Origin of the sequence: Propionispira raffinosivorans DSM 20765 (genome assembly GCF_000381065.1) — a bacterium.
Lineage (GTDB): Bacteria > Bacillota > Negativicutes > Selenomonadales > Selenomonadaceae > Propionispira > Propionispira raffinosivorans.
Genome location: NZ_KB905841.1, coordinates 160,308 through 184,613, shown reverse-complemented (window position 1 = coordinate 184,613; position 24,306 = coordinate 160,308). Strand labels below are relative to the sequence as shown.

Genomic DNA, 24,306 nt, shown 5'->3' with positions numbered 1-24,306 from the left:
GTCTAATTCAGGGGAGGGGTTTTATGTTGTATGATTATCTGATTGTCGGAGCTGGTCTTTTTGGAGCAGTTTTTGCCAAGGAAGCAAAGAATCGAGGAAAACGTTGCTTGCTTATTGAAAAACGAAGCCATATTGGAGGCAATGTTTATACTGAAGCAATAGAAGGTATTAATATTCATAAGTATGGTGCACATATTTTCCATACTAACAACAAACCCGTATGGGAGTATGTTAATCAGTTTGTTGAATTCAATAATTATATTAATTCACCGATTGCATTCTATAAAGATGAATTATATAATTTACCATTTAATATGAATACTTTTAGTAAGCTTTGGGGTATTCGTACACCGATGGAAGCAAAACAAAAAATTCAAGAACAGATACAAGCTTCTGGGGATAGTGAACCGCGTAATCTTGAGGAGCAAGCGATCCGTTTAATCGGACAAGATCTTTATGAGAAGCTAGTTAAAGGGTATACTGAAAAACAATGGGGGCATTTATGCACGGAGCTTCCTCCTTTTATTATCAAACGTTTACCAGTAAGATACACGTATGATAATAATTATTTTAATGATCGCTATCAGGGAATTCCAATCGGTGGGTATACGAAGTTGATTGAAAAATTATTAGATGGCATTGAAGTTAGACTTAATACCGATTACCTGTTGCAGCGAGATACTTTTGATGCGTGGGCTGATAAAATAGTTTTTACAGGACCGATTGATGCATATTATAAATATGCGTGCGGTGATCTTGAGTATAGAAGCTTACGTTTTGAAACCGAAGTTTTGGATATGGAGAATTATCAAGGCAATGCTGTTGTTAATTATACAGAAAAAGAAATTCCTTATACGCGGATTATCGAGCATAAGCATTTTGAATTTGGTACGCAACCAAAAACAGTTGTGACGAAGGAATATCCGATGCAGTGGCAGCGCGGCGATGAACCTTATTATACAGTGAATGATGAACGTAACACGCAAATTTATAATGCTTATAAAAAACTAGCAGATAAAGAAAAACGTGTCATTTTTGGTGGCAGGCTTGGTAGTTATAAGTATTATGATATGGACAAAGTGATTGAAGCAGCTTTAGCTGCAAGCATAAATATTTAAATCAAAACGCATGGAGGTGTTCTTTTTGGGAAAAGCAAGTAAGAAATTAGCCAAGAATCAAAAGAAAAACAAGTTGGTTGAATTAAAAGCCAAAATCACAGAATATAAGGAAGCAGGCAATGTAAAAGATGCATTAGATATAGTTATTGAATTATTCAATTTAAAGTGTTACGACGTGGAGGTTCTTTTTGATGCGGCGGAACTTTATTTCTTAGATGGTGATTATGATAGGGCAGCAGTTTGGGCTAATAAAACCATGGAATTTGAAGGTGGACATATCGGAGCTCGTATTTTACTCAGCCGAATTTGTTTTCTCAAGAATCGTCCCAAGGATGGTTTGGCAGTCTTGGAATTTATTTTAAATACGACACAGCACTTAACCGATCAGCAAGCAGAACAAATTCAAGAAATCCTGGAGTCTTTAGAAAGTTCAACGAGTGAACTGTGTGCAGAATATCCACATATTACAGAATTTATGAATAATCTTAAAACAGCAGAAGTTTTGCCGGGGCTGAATCAATCTGAAGAACATATTCATCTGAAGAAAAATGTTACAGTAGATCAAGAGGCTGAGACGGTTAAAGAAGTAGTATCGGTACAAACTTTAAAAATGAAAATTGCGAATAAAAAAGTTTCCTTGCAGGAAAAGATTACGTTGTATAATTCATCGGCTGGTCAGGCTTATTATGAGGATCAATTGGGTGATGCGGAAATTTTATTATTAGCCGCATTGGAACTTGATGAATACAATGTAGAAAGTTTGAGAAATATGGTTTTGCTGGCAGTTGCTGCTCATGATACGATTGGAGCATTACAGTATGCGGCAAAATTACCCACCACAGATTTTGCTTTGCTGAAATTAATCAAAGATCATGTCTAAATAAAATTTTCATGATGGAGCGACGAATGAAAATAGAGAGTTGTCAAACAAATACAGATGTAGTGCTTGAGAAAATGATTCAGCAGCTTCAACTGAGACTGGTGGCAGAGCCGGATAATGGAGATTTACTGTATTTTTTAGGAGTTTCCTGTTATCAATTAAAAAATAATGAAGCGGCTATTCCTGCATTACAAAAAGCGGTGCAGTATCATACGAGTTATGATGCGGAAGCTTATAGTTTGCTTAGCTATATTTACGAAGAGCTCAAAGACTATGTGCAGGCGATGGAAATGGTTGAGCTGGCACTTGGAGTTTTACCGTGTGGCAGGCGTAAACGAGATAAGGTCTTCCTGTCGAATCTTTTGCGGGGGCTGGGAAGCCTTCAGCTTCGACTGGGAAGCCCGGGGCGGGCTGTGGATTCTTATTTGAAGGCAGTGCACAGTGATAAAGACTTTGGTGAGCAGGTGCGGGCTTACAGCGGTTATTTATTATGTCTTCATTATGAAAATGGAATCAGTAATGTCGAACTTTTTGCTAAACATAAAAAGTATCAGGATTTCTTTGCGAATATCAAGCTATTTAAACATGCAAAGCCAAAAAGTAAAAAAAAATTGCGGATCGGGTATCTTTCACCTGATTTTCGCAGTCATGTGATGTTTTATTTTATGTATAATTTATTAACTGCTTATGATCATACGGCATATGAAGTGCTTTGCTATTCATTGGGCGATGCGGACGGCTTTACAGAGCTGTTGCAAAGTAAAGTTGATGGCTGGCGAACGGTTCACTATTCCGATTATGCTGGGGCGGCGCAGCTGATTTATGAGGATGAAATTGATATTTTAGTGGAACTTGGCGGGCATTCCTGTAATGGCGGGCTGCCAATTTTGGCTTATAAACCAGCACCTGTTCAGGTATCTGGTTTGGGATATGTCAATACGACAGGGCTGGCGGCGGTTGATTATTTCCTGACAGACCGGTATGTTGATCCACCGGGTGCTGGTGATCATGAATTTGTGGAAAAATTATATCGTTTACCGCACAGCCAGTTTTCATATACGGGTCGCAGTGATGCGAAAGAGCCGCAAGGCGCTGCTTGTATTCGTAATAAATTTATTACCTTTGGCTGTTTTAATAATTTTGCGAAAATAACAAAGGAAGTTTTGCAGATTTGGCAAGCCATTATGGCAAGTATTCCTGACAGTCGTCTTTTATTGAAAACAGAAATTTTCAACGGCGCATCGGCTTGTGATTTGGCGAAAGGTCGTTTGCAGAATGCTGGTTTTGATTTGGAGCGAGTTGAGCTGCGGGGTGATTCACTGGATTATTTGAATGAATATCTTTCGGTCGATATTGCACTGGATACATTTCCCTATCCGGGCGGGGGCACGACATTTGATGCACTTTATATGGGGATACCGGTTTTGACTTTAAAAGGACAAAGACATGGTGCCAGATTTGGCTATAGCATCTTGAAAAATCTTGGGTTAGATGCGTGGGTTGCCGAGTCGGAAGCGGAATATATTGCCAAAGCCATAGAATTTTCCAAACACCCTACACTTTTGGACACGTTGCATAAAACTTTGCGGGCGGGTATGCTGGAATCACCTTTAATGGATGAGAAGCAGTACATGAAAGATATTGAGTGTATGTATCAATCCATGTGGCAGTCTTATCAAAGTAAATTTATGCAATAAAAAAAGCCCTACAAAATTTAATCTGTTGGGCTTTTGGTTTCTTTTATTGACGTTTCTGTTGATGCAGGCGGCACATAACTTAAATAATGGGCTTCTAACTCTGGAAAATTATTTATAAATCATATTACAACCGCCCCAATTAATTAAATCCCTCTATTATTATCCAGCCAAGGCAGGCTGTGCATTAAATCTCTATCTGTTTCTATTATAACAAATAAACTTTATAAAGTATATACAGAAATCCATGATTTTACGACTCTACTTCAATTAATTTCTTATCAATCCTATATGCAGCCATGGGCTGGTGATAAAATCAGAAGCAGTTCTTTTTCGTTTATTGTACACCATTCACTAAGTTACTGAGAGTGGCATTTGCAGTTGTTTGATCAGCAGTATTTTTCTGGTCTTGGGCTGTGTTTAAGGCATTTAACCCTGCATCACTTAAACTAGTTTGATAAGCAGGTCCGGATTTTTCATTGAGCGATGGGGTGGAAGCTGCTTTATTCGTGTTATTGGTTTGCCCTGTACTAGATGATGCATTTTGGAGCTGTTCAATTTGCTTTTCGATTTGATCGGCCTGTTTTTGTAGTGTCTTAATGGTCGTTTCATTGTCTTTTGATTTTGCCGCTTGTAACTTAGCGATTTGTGCCTCTATAGTTTTTTTTTCTAGTTTCAACTGGTTGATGTTGTTCAGCCTATCTTGGCTGGTACTGGCAGTCGTTGAGGAAATACTTGTAATTGACATAATTGATCACTCCTTGTATAAAATAAATCTCCTTACTTCATTATAACAAATAAAAAACCTTATGTAAGTCTAAATACGATTTTTCTCGATTAAATTTACAGAATCTTGTATAATTAAGTTAAATTTTATAAAGTTGGATGTTGATGCAGATGCGTAAAGAGGTTTTGGCAAAACGTAAAATAAAAATAGGCTATCTGGTACCGTCCTGGCAGGATGCAGACGTTATTTTTTTCCGCAGACAGCTTTTGATCGATTATACGAGACTTGATTTTCAGGTGTATTGTTATGTTGATGGACTGGTAGCTTCTTATCAGGAGTTTCAGGATGGGGTAAGCCGCTGGCGGGATGTATCTAATTTTAGCATTGAAAAAGCGGTGCAGCTGATTCATCATGACAGGTTAGATATTTTGGTGGATTTATCTGGATATCATCATAACCGTTTTTGGGCAATTCTTGGCTTTAAACCGGCGTCGGTACAAATTTGTTTTGTAGGATCTTATAATACGACGAAACTCACAACGGTAGATTATATTTTTACGGATAAATATTGTGACCCTATGGGGCGCAAAGAAGATTATTTTACCGAGAAGCTTTATCGTTTATCCCAAACACATTTTTGTTATACAGTACCGCAGTCAATCACCCCAAATGAGCTGCCGTTTGAGGAAAATGGTTATATTACCTTTGGCAGTTTGCATCATTTTACCAGAGTTACGGATGGTTTTTTACAGATTTGGGCGGAAATATTGAAGCAGCTTCCTACTGCCCGGCTGCTACTGAAAAGCCGGGTGTTCGGCAGCGGCGCTTCTTGCCAGGAGGTCCGTTATCGATTGGATCGTTTGGGATTTCCGGTGGAGCGGGTGGAACTACTGTCCGTTCACTATGCGGATAAAGAACTATACCCATATATTGATATAATTCTAGATACATTTCCTTATACTGGTGGGGAGACGACTTGTGAAGCCATTTATCGGGGCATACCGGTCTTAACGCTGGCGGGAAGCCAGCATAAAGGTCGTTTGGGGTATAGTATTTTAAAAAATATTTCGTTGGAAGAATGTATTGCTCAAAGTGAGCAGGAGTATATTAAAAAAGCATTGCTTTTGGCGGGAAACTCCTATAAATTGCAGTATTTACATAAAAATTTGCCAGAGCGTATTTTAAAATCGCCGCTGATGGATTCACCGCGATTTGTGTCACGCGTAGAACGGGCGTATAATGAAATTATTAAATTATTATAATAGAAGAGAGGGGTTTATGTAATGGATATGGATATGAGTATAGCTTCTTTATCGGTAGGGCTCAGCCAATATAAGACCGATCAAAAACTTGGTGTATCTCTTTTGAAAATGTCGATGAACGATATGAGTAACGATGTAGGTGCACTGTTGCCGTCGACATCCGACACGGGGAACATGGCAGTCGATCCATCGGTTGGGTCTGTACTTGACGTTAATGCATAAAGGTTGCAATTGCAGATGAAAGAATGGGTTTTATATTATTTGTGTATAAAAATGTAGCTTATACTAAAAATATTCTACTTAAACTATGAAGTATCTTTAAATATCGCAGTGGGAAAATAAGTATTTATGAATATTAATGAAAAAATTGAATTTTAAGAAATATACAGATTTTTTGAAATATTTCTCTTGATTTTTTCTTGTGAGAAACTTATACTTAGTCTTAGAGAACATAATGCTTGGGTCCGTGTTTGCATCTTGGCATGAGTGATGGGGAAACCTGAGTGGCTCTTAAAACTCAAAAGGTGAGGGGATTTTTTAATGGCTTTCGAAGACAAGACTTTGGTATGTAAAGATTGTGGTAAGGATTTTGTTTTTAGCGTAGGAGAACAAGAATTCTATGCAGAAAAAGGTTTCGAAAACGAACCAGTTCGCTGCCGCGATTGTCGTGATGCAAGACGTCATAGCCGTGATGGCGGAGAAGCAAGAGAAACACGCCGCATGTATACAGTAATTTGTGCTGAATGCGGTAAAGAAACACAAGTACCTTTCGAACCTAAAAATGATCGTCCAATTTATTGCCGCGATTGTTTTAATGCTAAAAGAAGCTAAATTAAAAACGCAATATATTTATTTTAATTAGTATCTGGCAATGGAGCTCGGAGAAATCCGGGCTTTTTTTATTTAAAGGAGGAAATTTTATGTCAAAAAAGTTTTTGCTATTATGTATGATGAGTCTTTTTATTTTAACTGCTGCAGTTACAGGTTGTGGTGATCAGAAAAAAGATGCGGCAAGCGGCGAGAAAGTATTGCGTGTTGGCTGTAATGCCGATTTTGCACCGTTTGAATTCCAAGGTGAAGACAGTAAAGAATATACTGGTTTTGATATGGATTTAATTCGGGCTGTTGGTAAGGAAATGGGCTATAAGGTGGATATTCAAAATATTAATTTTGATGGGTTGATTCCTTCCATGGAAGCCGGAAATATTGATGTTATTATTTCTGGTATGACGATTAATGATGAACGTAAAAATAAAGTTCTTTTTTCAAAACCATATTATCAATCTGGTTTAACGATTGTAGTTAAAGGTGATAATGATGCAATCAAAGAATTTAAGGATCTGGATGGTAAAAAAATTGCTGTTCAAATTGGTACAACGGGTGCTACCGAAGCAAAGACAATCCCGAATGCAGTCGTAAAAGAATTTAATAGTTCGGCTGATACTTTTATGGAACTAAAAGCTGGCGGTGTGGATGCTGTAGTCAATGATCGCCCGGTAAATGATTATTATCTGGCAAAAAGCGGCGAAAAAAATGTGAAACGTTTGTCTGAAGTTTTGACGGCGGAAGATTATGGGATTGCTATGAGCAAGAAAAATCCTGAACTGGCAAAACAGATTGATGAAGCATTGGATAAATTAAAAGCCAATGGTGAATATGATAAGATTTATGAAACTTGGTTCGGTAAAAAACAATAATCCAATGAAATATAAAAGCGGGTGCTGCGGCATCCGCTTTTATATTTCATTGGACTGCTCGGCGGTTGACAGTCTCTTAGGAGTGAAATATAATTAAATCAGCATATTTATACATGATTTTGTCAATAAAAATTAATAGTTAGGATGAAGAGGATGGATTTTGATTTTGCACTGGTCGTAAGTTCGCTTCCACTGTTGCTGGAAGGTGCGTTCGTCACGATACAGATCACAGCTATCAGCGTGAGTCTGGGGATTTGCATTGGTTTGTTTGCGGGAATCGCAAGAATTTCACATTTTTGGGCATTGCGTGCCTTAGCGGCGGTTTACGTTGATTTTATTCGAGGAACCCCGCTTTTAGTACAAATATTTTTGATGTATTTTGCTTTGCCAGTTATTACTGGGCTGAGAATTGATCCGTTTGTGGCGGCGATTACAGCTTGCAGTGTGAATAGCGGAGCCTATGTTGCGGAGATTTTTCGAGCGGGCATCCAATCGATTGATGAAGGACAGATGGAAGCGGGCCGCTCACTTGGCATGAGCTGGTCACAGACCATGCGTTATGTTATCGTACCGCAGGCATTTAAACGCGTTATACCACCACTGGGGAATGAGTTTATTGCATTGCTCAAAGATTCATCTTTGGTTTCGGTGATTGGTTTTGAAGAGCTGACAAGACGTGGACAGCTCATTATTGCGAGGACGTATGGATCGCTTGAAATCTGGTTCAGTGTAGCCGTTTTGTATCTGATAATGACACTTACGATTTCTCGTTTTGTGGCTTATTTGGAACGGAGGTATAAAACAGATGATAGACATTAAAAATCTCTATAAGGCATTTGGCGAGATTAAAGTCCTCAAGGGGATTGATGTATCGATTGCTGAAAAAGAAGTTGTTGTTATTATAGGACCAAGCGGATCGGGGAAAAGTACGCTGCTGCGCTGCATTAATTATCTTGAAGAACCAACTGCAGGTGAAATTGTGGTGGATAAAATTCCGCTCAATAATGAGTCCAATATTAATAAAGTCCGTGAAGAAGTGGGAATGGTTTTTCAAAGGTTTAATTTGTTTCCTCATATGACGGTTTTGGAAAACATTCTTTTAGCACCTATGAAAGTTCGTAAATTATCAAAAGATGCTGCCAGAGAGGATGCACTTGCTCTGTTGGAAAAAGTAGGGCTTTCCGAGAAAGCGCAGGTCTATCCGGCGCAGCTATCGGGTGGTCAGCAGCAACGTGTCGCAATTGCCAGAGCTTTGGCCATGAAACCGAAAATTATGCTCTTTGATGAACCAACGTCAGCTCTTGATCCGGAAATGGTCAATGAAGTGCTGGAGGTAATGAAGAAGCTTGCAAAAGAGGGCATGACGATGGTTGTTGTAACCCATGAAATGGGATTCGCCCGTGAAGTTGGTGACCGGGTTTTATTTGTTGATGATGGGAAAATTGTTGAACAGGCTGCACCGGCCGTTATCTTTGAACACCCGCATGAGGAAAGAACAAAATTGTTTTTGTCGAAAGTTTTATGATATAAATTGACACTAAATTACGTAGTAATGATTCTGTATTGACAGATTATGAAAGCGCTTTAAATAATAATGTATACTCTAACGAAGCAGGGGAGAAAGTCGTTGACATATGCAAGTAAGAGCTTTATAATATAAAGCGTGGCCACTGATAGGCCCAGTTTATTTGTAGGAGGAGTTTCAAATGGTTGGTAAAGTAAAATGGTTTAGCGCAGAAAAAGGTTATGGTTTCATTGAAAGAGAAGATGGTGGCGATGTATTCGTACATTTCTCCGCAATTCAGGATGAAGGTTTTAAAACCTTAACTGAAGGACAAGGCGTTGAATTCGAGATTGTTGAAGGCGCTAGAGGCCCACAGGCATCGAATGTAACAAAAACTGCGTAATTTGGTCTAATTTAATTTATGCGGACCCGGATTAGGATAAACCTAATCCGGGTTTTTTATTGTGCCGAAAAATAAGCACGGGGATTCATTCTACATTATAGACTGCAAAATTATAGGAAAATTGTAACATATGGACATAATTATAAAAATTATGGAAAATAATTGTAAAGTTTCTGAAACTTTTCGTATCTTTAGGTAGGAGTTTTTTTATAGGTGGAGAATATATATAATATAGGATACAGGAAAGGGGATGGATGCATATGGCAACATTCACTATTAGAGGTAAAAACATTGAGATTACTCCAGCTTTAAGAGACTATGTAGAAAAGAGAGTGGGTAAAGTCACTAAGTATTTTGACAAAGTGGGCGAAATCACTGTACTCCTTACCGTAACGAAAGGCCGGCATATTGTAGAGGTAACTGTACCCGTTCAGGGCGTGTTATTACGTGGCGAAGAATCAACGATGGATATGTACACCTCGATTGACCTTGTTATTGAAAAACTCGAAAGACAAATCCATAAACATAAAACGAAATTAGAAAAAAGATTCCGTGCTGGCAGTTTTAAGACAGAAGCAATGGTGCCACCGGTTATTTCAAATACAGAAGATGACAATGATGAATATTCTGTTGTAAAGACCAAACGTTTTGCGGTCAAACCAATGGATGTTCAAGAAGCAATCATGCAAATGAATCTTGTGAATCATGATTTTTTTGTATTTCGGGATTCTGAAAGCAATGAAACGAATGTAGTATATCGTCGTAAAGATGGTAATTATGGTTTGATTGAATCAGGTCTATAAAGGTTTGTAAATTAAAATGATCAAAAGGTCTTGCCGTGTGACATGTCTCTTTTAAAGGAAACAGGTCATCGGTGGGGCCTTTTTAATTTATATTTATAAGAAAAAGCTGTTATTTCATGAGTAAACTTGTATATATTTTTTGACTTATACCAGATAGTTTGATAAAATCGTAGGATAGGCTTAATAGTGGCACTAGTATGTGCAAATTTCGAGGAGTGATTCTGATTGTTCGGGTTTTTAAAAAAGTTTTTAGGCGATAATAATGAAGCAGAAATAAAACGTATGCAGGAAATTGTAGATAAAATAAATACACTGGAAGCTGACTTGCAGGGACTGAGTGATGGATCTTTATGCGGTAAGACAGCTCAGTTTAAACGTCGTTTGGAAAATGGTGAAACGTTAGATGATATTTTGCCGGAAGCTTTTGCAGTTGTAAGAGAAGCTTCACACCGTGTACTTGGCATGCGGCATTTTGATGTGCAGATGCTGGGTGGTATTTGTCTGCATGAAGGGCATATTGCTGAAATGCGTACAGGTGAAGGTAAAACTCTTGTTGGGACATTACCTACCTACTTAAATGCACTCACAGGCAAAGGTGTCCATTTGATAACAGTCAATGATTATTTGGCAAAACGTGACAGCGAATGGATGGGACGCTTATACCAGTTTTTAGGGTTGACGGTTGGATTAATAGTCCATGATATGGATTTCCCGGAACGGAAACATGCGTATGACTGCGATGTTACGTTTGGTACGAATAATGAGTACGGGTTTGATTACTTGCGGGATAATATGGTTATTTATAAAGATCAAATGGTACAGCGTCCGCTTAATTATGCAATTGTCGATGAAGTAGATAGTATTCTGGTTGATGAAGCAAGAACACCACTGATTATTTCCGGCCCTGGTGATAAGTCAACCGATATGTATCGTATTATGGCACTGGCAGTTGCACCGCTCGTGGAAGGTACAGATTACACATTAAATGAAAAAGAAAAAGCTGTGCTGCCAAATGAAACAGCCATTGCTAAAGTTGAAAAATCATTAAATGTAAAAAATCTTTATGATAGTGCAAATATTGAAATGTCACATTGTTTTACGCAGGCATTAAGAGCCAAAGCTTTGATGAAGCGTGATCGCGATTACGTGGTTCGTGAAGATGAAGTCGTGATTGTGGATGAATTTACGGGGCGTTTAATGTTTGGCCGCCGTTATTCAGATGGTCTGCATCAGGCTATTGAAGCTAAGGAACAGGTAACGATCCAGCGTGAATCACAAACACTGGCAACCATTACATTCCAGAATTATTTCAGGATGTATAAGAAGCTGAGCGGGATGACTGGGACAGCTAAAACAGAAGAAGATGAATTCTTAAAAATATACAAATTGCCGGTAATTGTGATTCCAACCAACCAGGCGATTGCGCGTAAAGATTTTCCAGATACGATTTATAAGACGAAACGGGCTAAGTATAACGCAGTTGTCAATGCTATAACGGAATCACATCGCAAGGGACAGCCGGTTCTCGTGGGTACGACTTCTATTGTGCAGTCGGAAGAACTTAGTCAGGTGTTGAAAAAAAAGGGTGTGCCGCATAACGTATTGAATGCGAAATATCATGAAATGGAAGCACAGATCATTTCCGGTGCCGGACAAAAAGGTGCTGTTACCATCGCAACCAATATGGCTGGGCGTGGTACGGATATTGTTTTGGGCGAGGGCGTTGTGGAACTGGGCGGTCTGCATATTATTGGTACAGAACGTCATGAGTCACGTCGTATTGATAACCAGCTGCGTGGTCGTGCTGGCCGTCAGGGAGACCCAGGGTCTTCCAGATTTTATCTGTCACTGGAAGACGATCTGATGCGTTTGTTTGGTTCAGATAATATTGCGGCCATTATGGATAAACTGGGTATGGAAGAAGATGAACCAATCGAGCATAAACTGATTAGTCGTTCGATTGAACAGGCTCAGAAGAAAGTCGAAGCACGTAATTTCGATATTCGTAAACATGTGCTTGAGTACGATGATGTTATGAATCAGCAGCGTGAAGTGATTTATGGTCAGCGCCGTCAAATTTTGCTGGGGGAAAATTTACGTGATAATATCATGGGAATGCTTCAGCAGATCATTGATGCTGCCATGGATAATTTTGCAAATGAGAAATTGTACCCGGAAGAATGGGATCTTGATGGTCTGATTAAAGAGGCCAATGACATTTTTGCCCCAGACGGTAAATTGGTTAAAGCAGAACTTGAAGTGATGAGCCGTGATGAGCTTAGTGATTATTTGCGTACCGTGGCAGAAACAGCATATCATGAACGCGAAATTTTATTCGGTGAAGAAAATATGCGCGAACTTGAAAAAGTTGTTATGCTGAAAGTAGTCGATGGAAAATGGATGGAACATCTTGATCATATGGATATGCTGCGTGAAGGTATTAATTTGCGTGCCTATGGTCAAAGAAATCCGTTGATTGAATATAAAATTGAAGCGTATGATGTTTTCCAGGAAATGATTGATACGATTCAACAAGATATTGCTAAACTTATGTTTAGAGTCAATATTGTTGCGCAGCAGCCTCAGCCAGAGGATCATTTGAAAAATGCCAAAGAATCCCGTGGGGAAGAAGAACCGGAAGCTGAAACGAAACAAAAACCAGTTGTCAATAAAGAACATGTAGGGCGCAATGATTTGTGTCCATGTGGCAGCGGGAAAAAATACAAGAATTGCTGCGGTCGCGATAAATAAGCAGACCGCCCTTAAATATATTTTTGGAGTTGATAAACGTGCTTTTAGAAGATTTAAAGATAACCATTGTCGATATGGGAAAAAAGCTTGAACAAATGGGGACTTCACTTTGACGTCGCTCATAAAGAAGAAAAAATAGCAGAACTTGAATATAAGATGGGCGAACCGAGTTTCTGGGATGATTCTGATTATGCACAAAAGATCACCATGGAACTGAATGGCGTTAAAGATAGTGTAGAAAAATATAAAGCGCTTCAGGCAAAGTATGAAGATATGCAGCTCCTTTGGGAAATGGGCATGGAGGATAAGGATGAAAGTGTGTATGGTGAAATTACCAGCACGATTAAATCCATTCAACAGGCCATTGATCAATTGGAACTCGATGTCATGCTGTCGGAAGAATATGATGCCAATAATGCCATTTTGACATTACATGCTGGTGCTGGTGGAACAGAAGCGCAGGACTGGACACAGATGCTGCTTAGGATGTATGGGCGCTGGGCTGAACGCAATGGCTTTTCGGTGGAAACAATTGATTTTCTGCCAGGTGATGAAGCGGGAGTAAAGTCAGCTACGATCATGATCAATGGGCATAATGCCTATGGTTATTTAAAAGGCGAAAAAGGGGTTCATCGTCTAGTTCGTATATCACCTTTTGATGCGAATGCACGCCGTCATACATCGTTTTCCGCGTGTGATGTAATGCCGGAAATCGATGAAACAGTGGAAGTAGATATTAATATGGCTGATATCCGGGTTGATACGTATCGCGCCAGCGGCGCAGGCGGACAGCATATCAATAAAACAGACTCGGCTGTTCGTATGACACATCTGCCAACGGGCACGGTGGCTCAATGTCAAACGCAGCGTTCACAGCTGCAAAATAGGGTTCAGTGCATGAAGCTGCTTAGAGCCAGATTGTTTGAACTGGAACAGCAGAAAAAAGCGGATCAGCTGGCCGAAATTGATGGTGAACATCAAAAAATCGAGTGGGGCAGTCAGATTCGATCGTATGTATTCCAACCGTATAATATGGTCAAAGATCATCGGACCAATGCGGAAACCGGCAATACACAAGCTGTTATGGATGGCGATCTTGCTATGTTTATTGAAACGTATTTGAAGGCGAAAGCGAACAATGAATTATAAAGAGCAAGAGGGACTGCTGCTTTTCAAGGCAGTTAGTCCCTTTCTTTGCTGAAATTAAGGGTAAATACATTCCTTTGATCTATAAATTTAAATTGAATTCAGGTGAGGATATGTTCAAAGGGTTGACTATTTTAGGGATATTTATCATACTATTAATCGGGATCGGTCAAATATTTTTACCAGCCTTATTTGCCAATCGGCTTACTGCAGCGATGCAAACCCGTCTGCAAACGGAGCAGGTTGTATCGGATGTGGAACAGTCTCCGGCTTTTATGATGTTGCTGGGGCGATTTGACACAATTGATATCAAGGCAGAAAATGCAGCTTTGAATAAAGTGCAGTTTGATGAACTTGACTTACATGTTAATAAAGCACAGATGGATTTGCAGCAGATTTTGTTTGCTCAGCGCTTCAGCATACAAAACGCAGAGGAAATATCCTTGAAAGGTGTTCTGTCAGAGCAGCAGCTTGCAGCGGCACTTTCGCAAAAAGAGAATAAACTGCAAGATGTTAAGGTTCAGGTTACGCCGGATCGAATCCATATTCAGGGAGGAATTCCGCTTTTAGGAAAATCAATTTCCGTTACAGTGGAAGGCCGCTTGATCATGGATCAGAATCATATTTTGTTCCGTATGGAAAAAGTAGATATCAAAAATGCATTGCTTGGTAAAATGGGATCAAATTTATTTAATGATTTAGTGCTGGTTGATTTGAATAAATTGCCATTTGACGTTAGGCTGACTAAGGTTGAGCAGGAAGATGGGAAAGTTATCATTACTGCCGATAATCATAAAAATGAATAGTATTTGCAGTTCAATCAGTAAGTACTATATCTGAATTTTGCTCGTAAGGTGGAGAAGAAATTGAAGATTTTCAAGTATAGTCGATGGCTGATAGCTTTTATTATTGTGGGTTTAGTGGCAGCGATGATTGTTAATATACAGCGCTATCAAGTTGAGAAAAATAACATGTCCGTTGAAATGGCGATTGATTATGAAGGTTTAGTGCAATTGGCTCAAATGGAAGGTATACCAATTGACACGATGCTGCAAAAAGCGAAAGATGCAGGAATTACATCTTTGGCGGTATATGAAACGACTTTTAAAAAGTTTAATGAAAACGGCAAAGCCAGTGCGACGGCCGGTAGTGAGATTTTGCAAAAATATCACAATGGTTCCTTAATTGATCCGAACTGGCGTCAGTTGGTTGATGCAGGGGTGATCCAAGGGGCGGATGTCTATGTGACTGGCAATGATAAACAAACTTTTGTTGAGCTGAAAGAAGATTTACTGCGTCGTCTTGGCAGTGACCGTGTACAATCTTTGCAGGTTGGCAGGGAAGAAGTTTTGGCACTAAAAGTAAATTATGAGCAGTTTTTAAAAATGAATCTTGGTATGCCAACTGATGAGATGAAACTTGTTAATGCGGCAGGCTTTTATGTTATTGCCCGGCCAAGTAATTATTCGGATGTTAGCAAAGACGATGTAGATGCTGTTTTCAAGCGTCTTGACGGCATCAATATATCCGATATCATCTTTTCTGGTGATCAGACTTTGGGAAGTCCGACTCAGCTTGATGCGACAGTAGACTATTTTAAGACTCGTGGTATCACGCTGGGCATGATTGAGCATACGACGCAACTGCAATTTTATAAACAGGATGGGTTGATGGAACTAGCACAGGCGCTTGATTATAAAGCGGCAAGGGTGTATTCGATTCCCAAAGATGAACAACCGAAACTCAAAATTGCTACAGCGGTAGAACGCTGGGCCAATACCGATGAGGAACGGAATATCCGAATTGATCTTATGCGAATTTATGAAAAACCAGAAGGTAATATGTCTCTTTTGGCAACAAATTTAAAATATTTTAGTGATACGCGCGATATTTTACAAAGAAGTGGTTTTACGCTTGGTAAAGCCGGAACTTTTGAAAATTATAATGCGAGCAATATTTTACGAATGATTATGATGCTGGGGGTTGCGGCAGCAATTGTGCTTTATTTAAGACTCATTCTGCCAGCTTTTAAAGAAAACCAGCAGTATTTGCTTTTTGCTGTGCTTTCTATTTGCTTCATTGTTCCGTTAGCCATGGGCCATGGTGCATCGGTTCGTACTTTGACAGCGCTTGCCAGTGCAAATTTATTCCCAGCCTTGGCTGTAATTTGGCTGCTGGATCAGATCCGCGGTATTCGTTTAGCTGAAAACAGTTCGATGCTTAAAATTATTGGTACGGGTGTAGCCGCTTTGTTTGTGACAGGGATACTTTCTTTTGTTGGAGCGGCTTATGTGTCGGGGATTTTAGCTGATGTGCAGTATTTACTGGAAGTAAATATTTTCCGGGGCATAAAATTGACATTTATTTTGCCAATTATTCTTGTTTCGATTGCATTTTTGCGTCGGTATAATATCTTTGATGGCAGTACAGATTCTACGGAAAGCATTATGGCACAAGTTAAAAAAATTCTTAACACACCAGTTTATATAAAATCTTTAATGGCTTTTTTCTTTGCAGTGGTTGTCGTTATTGTTTTTATTGGCCGTTCGGGTCATACCGAAGGTATGCCAGTACCAGGAATTGAACTCAAGTTTAGAGCATTCTTGGAACAATTATTATATGCCAGACCACGTTCAAAGGAACTCTTAATTGGGCATCCGGCTTTTATGCTGGCAGTACTCGCTTTTTATCGCAAATGGCCGACGATTATCTTTTTTGTCTTAGTGGTGTTTGCGACGATTGGTCAAGGTTCGCTTGTCGAAACTTTCGCCCATATGCGTACACCATTTATGATGTCATTTGATCGCGGTGTTGGTGGAATTGTTTTGGGAGCTGGTCTGGGCATCATTGCGATGCTTGTAGTTCATGGCTGGCAGAGGTTGTTTTCCTCTAAAAGGAGGAATATATCTGAGCATGAGTAATATTGTAATTTCTGGGTATTATGGTTCGAAAAATGCCGGAGATGAGGCTATGCTTGCGGCCATGATTGAAGTTTTATCAGATATTGATCCAAAGATACGAATTACTGTTATTTCGGCCAATCCATCTGATACACAAAAACGTCATGGTGTTGCATCGGTTTCCTGGCTGAATCTGTTTGATATTGCGAAAGCTATGATGCGGGCAGATTTGCTCCTTAGTGGTGGGGGCAGTTTGTTGCAAAATGTGACAAGCGGCCGCAGTTTGTATTATTATATGGGTATTTTGTTTTTGGCAAAATGCCTTGGCACACCAGTTATGCTTTATGCACAGGGCATTGGCCCCATTTATGGAGCTTTTGCGCGCCGAATGATGCAATTTGTTGGTAATATGGCAAATTTGATTACGGTACGTGATTCCGGATCCTTAGGGGAGCTGGAACGGCTGCATATTCATAAACCGCCAATCCATGTGACGGCTGACCCGGTTCTGGCAATCCATCCCGTAGATAAAGAAATGGGACGCGCCGTGCTTAAATCTTATGGCGCATCAGGGGCCAAACCTCTCGTGGGAATATCGGTGCGTGAATGGCGCTGCTGGACTCATTATAAAGATATTATTGCACAGGCAGCGGATCAAATTGTCGAAGAATTTGATGCAAGGGTTGTTTTTCTGCCAATGCAGTATCCGGAGGATGTTGCTGCAGCGGAAACGATTGCATTGAGAACCAAAGAAAAGTCAATTGTGCTCAATGATGAATATACGACGAGTGAACTCTTATCTATTGTTGGTAATTTGGACTTGTTGATTGGCATTCGACTCCATGCCTTGATCTTTGCTGGTGTTATGGGTGTTCCAATGATTGGAATGTCATATGATCCGAAAATTGATCGTTTTTTGCAATCAATTGGCGAAGATGTGGTCGGGGATTTGGAAAATGTGACGGTTGATACCTTGATGGTACGGGTTCGAAAAAAATGGAATGATAAAGCGATTTTTCGTAAAATGAATGCACAGCTTCTGAGCGGGCTTCGTGATGCGGCTTCAAAAAATGCGGAACTAGCTATGGAACTTATTGGCAATAATAAAGCGGTGAAGCGTTTTCGTGAGATGAAGAATGAATAGGGTTTATCTAGAGAAACGATTTCTATGTTTGTAATGGCATAGAGGTCGTTTTTTTATAGGAAAAAGACTTTTTTTATGTTACAATGAGAGATAGTTTTTAGAGAAAAAGTAATTTTGTGAGATGGAAAAGCGACAAATTCGATTTGATTTGTTTTGTTTTAGGAGGAATATAGTTTATATGATTCATATGCATAATGTATCGAAGATTTATGAAAATGGTGCAGTAGCCTTACAAAATGTAGATATCGATATTGAAAAAGGGGAGTTTGTTTTTATTGTTGGAGCAAGCGGGGCTGGCAAATCAACTTTTGTGAAAATGCTTTTGCGTGAAGTTTTGCCGACACAGGGTTCACTCGTTGTCAATGGACGCAATGTACTGGAAATGGAAGCTACAGAAGTTCCTTATCTGCGGCGCGGCCTGGGAGTTATTTTTCAGGATTATCGTCTCTTAACCGAGAAAACAGTCTATGAAAATATCGCTTTTGCGATGCAGGTCATCGAGGCGCCAAGACGTGAGATGCAAAAGTGTGTTAATAATGTTTTGGATGTTGTTGGACTCAAAGATAAATATAAATGTTTTCCTTCACAGCTTTCCGGTGGCGAACAGCAGCGGGTAGCGATTGCCAGGGCAATTGTTAATAATCCGCAAATCGTGATTGCGGATGAACCGACTGGTAATTTGGACCCGGATACGTCTTGGGGGATTATGGATATTTTTACGCGTATCAATAAGGCTGGAACAACGATTGTAATGGCTACGCATGATAAGACGATTGTCGATACGATGCATAAACGTGTTGTAGCAATTGAAGATGGACGTATTGCCCGCGATGAAATGGAAGGGGCATATGGTTATGAAGATTAGAACAGTGGAGCATTTTATTCGGGAAGTTTTCGTTTCTTTGAAACGAAATAACTGGATGTCTTTCGCTTCCATTGGAACAGTGGCGGTGTCACTGCTCATTCTTGGCATGTTTTTGATTGTAGTATTGAATCTTAACAAGATGGCAGCCTCACTGGAATCACAGGTGCAGATCAGTGTGTACTTGCAGGATGATTTAAAGCAAAAAGATATTGATCGCATTGAGGGTAAAATCAAAGATTTTCAGGGAATCGAAACCATCACGTATATAGATAAAGACAAAGCGTTGGAACGCTTTAAAGACCGTCTGGGGGATCAGAAATTTTTACTTACAGCTTTAGGAGATACGAATCCTTTACCAAATGCTTTTGAAGTTACGGTGCAACGACCTGATTTTGTTAAGACGCTATCGGAATCTATCAGTCAGATCGAGGGGGTCGAGTCGGCTAAATTCGGGCAGGATGTTGTAGAACATTTATTTGATTTAACGCGGATGGTTCGTTTATTTGGTCTGGGGATTATGCTGGTTTTAGCAGGTGCGACGGTGTTTATTATATCCAATACAATCCGGCTGACTGTTTTTGCTCGGCGTAAGGAAATTGCTATCATGAAATATGTTGGGGCAACGGACTGGTTTATTCGCTGGCCATTTTTACTCGAAGGCATGGTCTTAGGCTTTTTTGGTGGTGCGATTGCAACGATTATTTTGCGCAGCTCCTATAGTGCAGTTACAGCGCGGGTTTATGATACGTTGACATTTTTACCACTAATTCCCGAATATCCATTTTTGAATTATATCAGTCTGGCGATACTGATTAGCGGTACTTTTATTGGTGCACTGGGCAGTACGATTTCATTAAAACGGTTCTTAAAGGTGTAAGGAGAGTTGAGCGTGAGAGAAATAAAGCATTATTGGCTGGTTTTAACAGTAATTGTCGTGCTGAGTTCTTTTTCGGCAACTGTGTTGGCCGAGTCACTTCAAGACAAGCTGGATACTTTGCAAAAACAGGCAACCGATCAGAAAAATAAAGCCGATTCAGCAGGGGCTGAAGTCAATACGATATCAGGGCAAATGAGATCTTTGCAGGCAGATGTCGATGCGGCTGCGGCTGAATATAAAGAAGTGAAGAAAAAACTCAATGATACGGAAGCAAAAATGGATCAGAATAAAATATTGCTGGAAAAAACAGAAGTTGATTTGAAGAAAAAGACAACGATTCTCGATAAACGAATTCGTGATATTTATATTAATGGACAGATCAGCTATCTTGATGTATTATTTGGAGCGAAAGACTTTTCTGATTTTATGACAAGAATGGATCTGCTAAAGCGAATCATGAAGTATGATTATGATCTGATTACGAAAGTCCAGGAAGAGAAAGCTCTGATCTTAGATAAAAAAGCAGAGCTGGAAAAAGATCATATTGTCATGGAAGAACTGGAAAAGGCAGCAAAAGAAAAAGAACAATTGGTCACGGAAAGCAAAGCCAAGAAACAAAAACTTCTTGATAAAGTAATGTATGATCGTGATACAGCAGAACGTGCCTATCAGGAAACGATTGCTGCATCAAGTGAAGTCGAAAAGCTGATTCGTCAAAGTAAATATCGTGGTACGGGTGCATCGCATACATCCGGCGGTCGTATGATTTGGCCGTTATCCGGACCAATTACCTCAGAATTTGGCTGGCGTACACATCCTATTTTTGGCAGGCAGATTTTTCATAGCGGGCTTGATATTGCTGGTGATTACGGTGATCCAATTCTTGCAGCTGATGGCGGGGTTGTCATTAATGCAGGCTGGATTAGTGGTTACGGGAATACTGTCATCATTGACCATGGAAATGGGCTTAATACGCTGTATGGACATTGTCAATCACTCAACGTAAGTGAAGGCCAGACGGTTTCGCAAGGCCAGGTTATCGCTTATGTTGGATCGACTGGAAATTCTACAGGGCCGCATTGTCATTTTGAGGTCGATGTAAATGGTAAAGCAGTGAGTCCATATGATTACTTGTAAACTTTGTAATCCCTGGAAGCTTGAGGGGAGAAATATATGAATAATAAAAAGAAAATCATTCTTGGTGCTTTTGGAATCGCTATTTTGGCGTCGGGGCTAACACTTGGCGGTGCCTATTATTTTCTGGGAATGAATCAGTATAAACTGGCCGATACGATGCGGTTTTTTCATGCAATGCGATTTATTGAAACGCAGTTTGTGAATGAAGTGGATGATACAAAATTGATTGATGGGGCTATTTCTGGTATGATGCAGTCGCTGAATGATCCACATTCTGTTTATATGGATCAAACTATGTATAAAGATTTGGTAAGCCATACCGAAGGCTCTTTTGGTGGTATTGGTGTTGTCATGGGTGTGAAAGACCAGGTTATAACTGTTATTTCAGCTGTTGAGGGCACGCCGGGGGAAGCCGCTGGCATTCAGACTGGTGATCAAATCATTAAAATTAATGACGAAGAAACCAAAGATATGCCAATCGATCAGGTTGCCAATAAGATTCGTGGTGATGCGGGTACGAAGGTAGTTTTGACGATTCGTCGTCAAGGCGTAGAAGATAAAGAATATGAACTCACTCGTTCCAATATTGAAACGAAAAGCGTTGGTCATGAAATGATGGACAATGGCATTGGGTATATTCGTATCGCTTCGTTTGGTGAACGTACTGGGCAGGAGTTTAAGACAGCTTATGCCGATCTTGAAGCCAAAGGCATGAAAGGTATGGTTCTTGATTTACGTAACAATCCAGGGGGTCTATTGACCGCCAGCGTGGATATTGCTAATATGCTGGTGCCGAAAGGTAAAATTGTTTCGATTGACAAACGAGATGGTTCAGAAGAAGTTCATGAATCGACTCTTGAACAAGTTAAATATCCGTTGGTTGTTTTAATTAATGGCGGTAGTGCCAGCGCTGCTGAAATCGTTGCTGGTGCTATTCAGGATACGCAGGCCGGTACGCTGGTTGGCACAAAATCCTATGGAAAAGGTTCAGTGCAGGTTGTTATGCCAATGTATGGTGGGACTGCATTAAAGCTTACGATCGCTAAATACTATACACCAAGCGGTCGAAGTATCGATGGTATCGGTATTGATCCGGATGTTCCGGTAGAACTTGATGTGAACGGCGGAGTTGATAATCAACTCGCGAAAGCATTGACTGTATTACAAGAAAAAATGCAATAAAGATTTTATTCAATAAATGGGGCGCTGTGATTGCAGTGCCTCTTTTTTCGTTATATAATAGTACATACGTTCACTAGTAAATAAAGTGAATCTAAATTATAATTAAAGATAACAAATAATTATTATTGATAATATGGAGTGTAAAAATATGGCTACAGTTCCTAAGTTAAATACACTGCACTTGGAAAATGAAGTTCCTTTTAAGGTCTTTGCTCCTTTTGAACCAACAGGTGATCAGCCGCAAGCGATTGAAGATCTGGCTGCTGGGCTTGAAAACGGGCAGACTGCCCAAGTTTTGCTTGGGGCAACGGGGACCGGGAAAACATTTACAATTGCAAAAACGATTGAAAAGGTTCAAAAACCGACCTTGGTTATTGCCCATAATAAAACTCTGGCGGCGCAGCTGGCAAGTGAGTTTAAAGAGTTTTTCCCCAATAATGCTGTGGAATATTTTGTGAGTTATTATGACTATTATCAGCCGGAAGCGTATATTGCCCAGACTGATACATATATCGAGAAGGATGCTTCGATCAATGATGAAATTGATAAATTGCGGCATTCCGCAACCTGTTCTTTGTTTGAGCGCCGTGATGTTATTATTGTGGCAAGTGTGTCTTGTATTTATGGACTTGGTTCACCTGAAGATTATAAAGAACTGGTGCTATCGATTCGTGAAGGACAGACGTATGATCGTGATTCGATTTTACGTAAGTTGGTGAGTATCCAATATGAGCGCAATGACATTAATTTTGTCAGGGGGAAGTTTCGGGTTCGTGGTGATGTGGTTGAGATATTTCCTGCCGGATACAACGAGCGTGCGATTCGTCTGGAATTATTTGGTGATGAAATCGAACGGATTTTAGAAGTGGATGTACTCACTGGTGAAATTTATGGTGAGCGCAAGCATGTCATGATTTATCCGGCCTCACATTATGTTACCTCGAAAGAACATTTGCAGACGGCTATGGAAACCATTGAGACAGAGCTGGATGAACGTCTGGCGTTATTGCGGTCGGAAAATAAACTTGTTGAGGCCCAACGGTTAGAACAGCGGACTCATTATGATTTGGAAATGATGCAGGAAATGGGCTATTGTTCCGGTATTGAAAATTATTCACGTCATTTGACCCAGCGTCATGCTGGAGATCCGCCGTTTACCTTGCTCGATTATTTCCCCGAAGATTTTTTGATTGTGGTCGATGAATCGCATGTGACGATTCCCCAGATCAGGGCGATGTATGCTGGAGATCGGTCACGTAAAGAATCTCTGGTGGGAAATGGCTTTCGCCTGCCATCTGCTTTTGATAATCGGCCTATGCAGTTTCCTGAATTTGTGGCACATATTAATCAGATCATTTATGTATCAGCAACACCGTCTAAATACGAATTAGGCGAAGCCAATCAAGTTGTTCAGCAAATTATCAGGCCAACGGGACTTCTGGACCCACAGATTGAGGTTCGTCCACTTACGGGGCAAATGGATAATTTGTTTTCGGAGATCAAAGTGCGAATTACCAAAAATGAACGGGTATTGGTTACGACTTTAACGAAAAAAATGGCTGAAAATCTGACGGATTATCTTAAAGAACTGGGTATCAAGGTCCGCTACCTGCATTCGGATATCGTGACGATGGAACGCGCGGAAATATTGCGTGACCTTCGAGCCGGCGTATTTGATGTGCTGGTGGGGATCAATTTGCTGCGAGAAGGACTTGATTTGCCGGAAGTATCGCTGGTGGCAATCTTAGATGCAGATAAGGAAGGCTTTTTGCGTTCCGATACGGCGCTTATCCAAACAATTGGGCGGGCGGCACGTAATTCTGAGGGACTGGTTATCATGTATGCGGATCGTATTACGGATTCGATGAAGCGGGCGATTGATGAGACCGATCGCCGCCGTGAAGTGCAGGCTCTTTATAATATAGAACATCATATTACACCACAGACAATCCATAAGAAAATTAAGAACTTGATTGAAACGACGATGGTTGCAGAAGGTCAGGGGGAATATATAACGCAGCCAAAATCGAGGTTGAAAATGTCAGCTACTGAAAAAGAAGAATTAATTACGACGCTGACGAAAGAAATGCGGCTGGCATCGCGCAATATGGAATTTGAAAAAGCAGCGAATCTGCGTGATATGATTGTAGAACTCAAGGGCAGTCTGCCAGCAAAGGCTGTGAAAAGACGAAATCGAGACGATCGAAACAATTAGT

General features: G+C 40.1%; 22 protein-coding genes. 21 read left to right on the top strand and 1 reads right to left on the bottom strand.

Going from position 1 to position 24,306, the window contains the following annotated elements; all coding sequences use genetic code 11:
- The first annotated feature begins 23 nt into the window (after positions 1-23).
- Genes glf through F606_RS20480 form a run of 3 tightly spaced genes read left to right on the top strand, consistent with a single transcriptional unit; the run spans position 24 to position 3,695 of the window.
- Positions 24-1,118 carry a UDP-galactopyranose mutase gene (gene glf, locus F606_RS0103805; protein WP_019552546.1) on the top strand — a complete coding sequence of 365 codons (1,095 nt, stop codon included), beginning with the start codon at positions 24-26 and terminating at the stop codon, positions 1,116-1,118.
- A gap of 25 nt (positions 1,119-1,143) precedes the next feature.
- Positions 1,144-1,998: a tetratricopeptide repeat protein gene (locus F606_RS0103800; RefSeq protein WP_019552545.1), complete on the top strand. Its 855-nt coding sequence runs from the start codon at positions 1,144-1,146 to the stop codon at positions 1,996-1,998.
- 26 nt (positions 1,999-2,024) lie between these two features.
- Positions 2,025-3,695, top strand: a complete 1,671-nt coding sequence (locus tag F606_RS20480; RefSeq protein ID WP_019552544.1) for an O-linked N-acetylglucosamine transferase, SPINDLY family protein — start codon at positions 2,025-2,027, stop codon at positions 3,693-3,695.
- 334 nt (positions 3,696-4,029) lie between these two features.
- On the opposite strand, the gene F606_RS0103790 is transcribed toward F606_RS20480, so the two are convergent.
- The gene (locus tag F606_RS0103790) at positions 4,030-4,440 is read right to left on the bottom strand and encodes a hypothetical protein (RefSeq protein ID WP_019552543.1); all 411 of its coding nucleotides are present in this window, start codon (positions 4,438-4,440) and stop codon (positions 4,030-4,032) included.
- Positions 4,441-4,577: 137 nt separating this feature from the next.
- Here F606_RS0103790 and F606_RS20475 point away from each other — a divergent pair, with 137 nt between their 5' ends.
- The 18 genes from F606_RS20475 (at position 4,578) to uvrB (ending at position 24,305) form a co-directional block, all read left to right on the top strand.
- A complete protein-coding gene (locus F606_RS20475; RefSeq protein ID WP_083923941.1) occupies positions 4,578-5,681 on the top strand; it encodes an O-linked N-acetylglucosamine transferase, SPINDLY family protein in 1,104 nt (367 codons plus the stop codon).
- A gap of 21 nt (positions 5,682-5,702) precedes the next feature.
- On the top strand, positions 5,703-5,903 hold the full coding sequence (locus F606_RS0103780) for a YjfB family protein (RefSeq protein WP_019552541.1): 201 nt from the start codon (positions 5,703-5,705) through the stop codon (positions 5,901-5,903).
- 318 nt (positions 5,904-6,221) lie between these two features.
- A complete protein-coding gene (locus F606_RS0103775; protein ID WP_019552540.1) occupies positions 6,222-6,512 on the top strand; it encodes a zinc-ribbon domain containing protein in 291 nt (96 codons plus the stop codon).
- Positions 6,513-6,601: 89 nt separating this feature from the next.
- The gene (locus tag F606_RS0103770; protein ID WP_019552539.1) at positions 6,602-7,378 is read left to right on the top strand and encodes a basic amino acid ABC transporter substrate-binding protein; all 777 of its coding nucleotides are present in this window, start codon (positions 6,602-6,604) and stop codon (positions 7,376-7,378) included.
- A 153-nt stretch (positions 7,379-7,531) separates the two neighbouring features.
- Positions 7,532-8,197 carry an amino acid ABC transporter permease gene (locus F606_RS0103765; protein ID WP_019552538.1) on the top strand — a complete coding sequence of 222 codons (666 nt, stop codon included), beginning with the start codon at positions 7,532-7,534 and terminating at the stop codon, positions 8,195-8,197.
- Positions 8,184-8,903 carry an amino acid ABC transporter ATP-binding protein gene (locus F606_RS0103760; RefSeq protein WP_019552537.1) on the top strand — a complete coding sequence of 240 codons (720 nt, stop codon included), beginning with the start codon at positions 8,184-8,186 and terminating at the stop codon, positions 8,901-8,903. Before F606_RS0103765 ends, F606_RS0103760 begins: the two co-directional genes overlap by 14 nt.
- Before the next feature lie 181 nt (positions 8,904-9,084).
- Positions 9,085-9,285, top strand: coding sequence for a cold shock domain-containing protein (locus F606_RS0103755; RefSeq protein ID WP_019552536.1), 201 nt, complete (start codon positions 9,085-9,087; stop codon positions 9,283-9,285).
- 260 nt (positions 9,286-9,545) lie between these two features.
- The gene (gene hpf, locus F606_RS0103750) at positions 9,546-10,088 is read left to right on the top strand and encodes a ribosome hibernation-promoting factor, HPF/YfiA family (protein WP_019552535.1); all 543 of its coding nucleotides are present in this window, start codon (positions 9,546-9,548) and stop codon (positions 10,086-10,088) included.
- 225 nt (positions 10,089-10,313) lie between these two features.
- Positions 10,314-12,839: a preprotein translocase subunit SecA gene (gene secA / locus F606_RS0103745; protein WP_019552534.1), complete on the top strand. Its 2,526-nt coding sequence runs from the start codon at positions 10,314-10,316 to the stop codon at positions 12,837-12,839.
- A 74-nt stretch (positions 12,840-12,913) separates the two neighbouring features.
- A protein-coding gene (prfB, locus tag F606_RS0103740) for a peptide chain release factor 2 (RefSeq protein WP_211210022.1) occupies positions 12,914-13,988 on the top strand; the annotation gives its coding sequence in 2 pieces (ribosomal slippage) (positions 12,914-12,949 and positions 12,951-13,988; 1,074 coding nt in all).
- Between the two features lie 110 nt (positions 13,989-14,098).
- Positions 14,099-14,791 carry an LmeA family phospholipid-binding protein gene (locus F606_RS0103735; RefSeq protein WP_019552532.1) on the top strand — a complete coding sequence of 231 codons (693 nt, stop codon included), beginning with the start codon at positions 14,099-14,101 and terminating at the stop codon, positions 14,789-14,791.
- A 60-nt stretch (positions 14,792-14,851) separates the two neighbouring features.
- Positions 14,852-16,906, top strand: a complete 2,055-nt coding sequence (locus tag F606_RS0103730; RefSeq protein ID WP_019552531.1) for a DUF5693 family protein — start codon at positions 14,852-14,854, stop codon at positions 16,904-16,906.
- Complete coding sequence (csaB, locus tag F606_RS0103725) at positions 16,899-18,029, top strand: polysaccharide pyruvyl transferase CsaB (protein ID WP_019552530.1); 1,131 nt, start codon at positions 16,899-16,901, stop codon at positions 18,027-18,029. The genes F606_RS0103730 and csaB overlap by 8 nt, the downstream gene beginning before the upstream one ends.
- A 178-nt stretch (positions 18,030-18,207) precedes the next feature.
- A complete protein-coding gene (gene ftsE, locus F606_RS0103720) occupies positions 18,208-18,894 on the top strand; it encodes a cell division ATP-binding protein FtsE (RefSeq protein WP_019552529.1) in 687 nt (228 codons plus the stop codon).
- Positions 18,884-19,771, top strand: coding sequence for a permease-like cell division protein FtsX (ftsX, locus tag F606_RS0103715; protein WP_019552528.1), 888 nt, complete (start codon positions 18,884-18,886; stop codon positions 19,769-19,771). The genes ftsE and ftsX overlap by 11 nt, the downstream gene beginning before the upstream one ends.
- Before the next feature lie 12 nt (positions 19,772-19,783).
- Positions 19,784-20,908 carry a murein hydrolase activator EnvC family protein gene (locus tag F606_RS0103710; RefSeq protein ID WP_019552527.1) on the top strand — a complete coding sequence of 375 codons (1,125 nt, stop codon included), beginning with the start codon at positions 19,784-19,786 and terminating at the stop codon, positions 20,906-20,908.
- Between the two features lie 36 nt (positions 20,909-20,944).
- Positions 20,945-22,090, top strand: coding sequence for a S41 family peptidase (locus F606_RS0103705; RefSeq protein ID WP_019552526.1), 1,146 nt, complete (start codon positions 20,945-20,947; stop codon positions 22,088-22,090).
- Positions 22,091-22,238: 148 nt separating this feature from the next.
- Positions 22,239-24,305, top strand: coding sequence for an excinuclease ABC subunit UvrB (gene uvrB, locus F606_RS0103700; RefSeq protein ID WP_019552525.1), 2,067 nt, complete (start codon positions 22,239-22,241; stop codon positions 24,303-24,305).
- Position 24,306: the final 1 nt, after the last annotated feature.

Excerpts from the sequence above, each read along its gene's own strand:
- glf (WP_019552546.1), top strand. The coding sequence starts at position 24 with ATGTTGTATGATTATCTGATTGTCGGAGCTGGTCTTTTTGGAGCAGTT.
- F606_RS20480 (WP_019552544.1), top strand. The coding sequence starts at position 2,025 with ATGAAAATAGAGAGTTGTCAAACAAATACAGATGTAGTGCTTGAGAAA.
- F606_RS0103790 (WP_019552543.1), bottom strand. The coding sequence starts at position 4,440 with ATGTCAATTACAAGTATTTCCTCAACGACTGCCAGTACCAGCCAAGAT.
- F606_RS20475 (WP_083923941.1), top strand. The coding sequence starts at position 4,578 with ATGTTGATGCAGATGCGTAAAGAGGTTTTGGCAAAACGTAAAATAAAA.
- F606_RS0103780 (WP_019552541.1), top strand. The coding sequence starts at position 5,703 with ATGGATATGGATATGAGTATAGCTTCTTTATCGGTAGGGCTCAGCCAA.
- F606_RS0103775 (WP_019552540.1), top strand. The coding sequence starts at position 6,222 with ATGGCTTTCGAAGACAAGACTTTGGTATGTAAAGATTGTGGTAAGGAT.
- F606_RS0103770 (WP_019552539.1), top strand. The coding sequence starts at position 6,602 with ATGTCAAAAAAGTTTTTGCTATTATGTATGATGAGTCTTTTTATTTTA.
- F606_RS0103765 (WP_019552538.1), top strand. The coding sequence starts at position 7,532 with ATGGATTTTGATTTTGCACTGGTCGTAAGTTCGCTTCCACTGTTGCTG.
- F606_RS0103760 (WP_019552537.1), top strand. The coding sequence starts at position 8,184 with ATGATAGACATTAAAAATCTCTATAAGGCATTTGGCGAGATTAAAGTC.
- F606_RS0103755 (WP_019552536.1), top strand. The coding sequence starts at position 9,085 with ATGGTTGGTAAAGTAAAATGGTTTAGCGCAGAAAAAGGTTATGGTTTC.
- hpf (WP_019552535.1), top strand. The coding sequence starts at position 9,546 with ATGGCAACATTCACTATTAGAGGTAAAAACATTGAGATTACTCCAGCT.
- F606_RS0103735 (WP_019552532.1), top strand. The coding sequence starts at position 14,099 with ATGTTCAAAGGGTTGACTATTTTAGGGATATTTATCATACTATTAATC.
- csaB (WP_019552530.1), top strand. The coding sequence starts at position 16,899 with ATGAGTAATATTGTAATTTCTGGGTATTATGGTTCGAAAAATGCCGGA.
- ftsE (WP_019552529.1), top strand. The coding sequence starts at position 18,208 with ATGATTCATATGCATAATGTATCGAAGATTTATGAAAATGGTGCAGTA.
- ftsX (WP_019552528.1), top strand. The coding sequence starts at position 18,884 with ATGAAGATTAGAACAGTGGAGCATTTTATTCGGGAAGTTTTCGTTTCT.
- F606_RS0103705 (WP_019552526.1), top strand. The coding sequence starts at position 20,945 with ATGAATAATAAAAAGAAAATCATTCTTGGTGCTTTTGGAATCGCTATT.
- uvrB (WP_019552525.1), top strand. The coding sequence starts at position 22,239 with ATGGCTACAGTTCCTAAGTTAAATACACTGCACTTGGAAAATGAAGTT.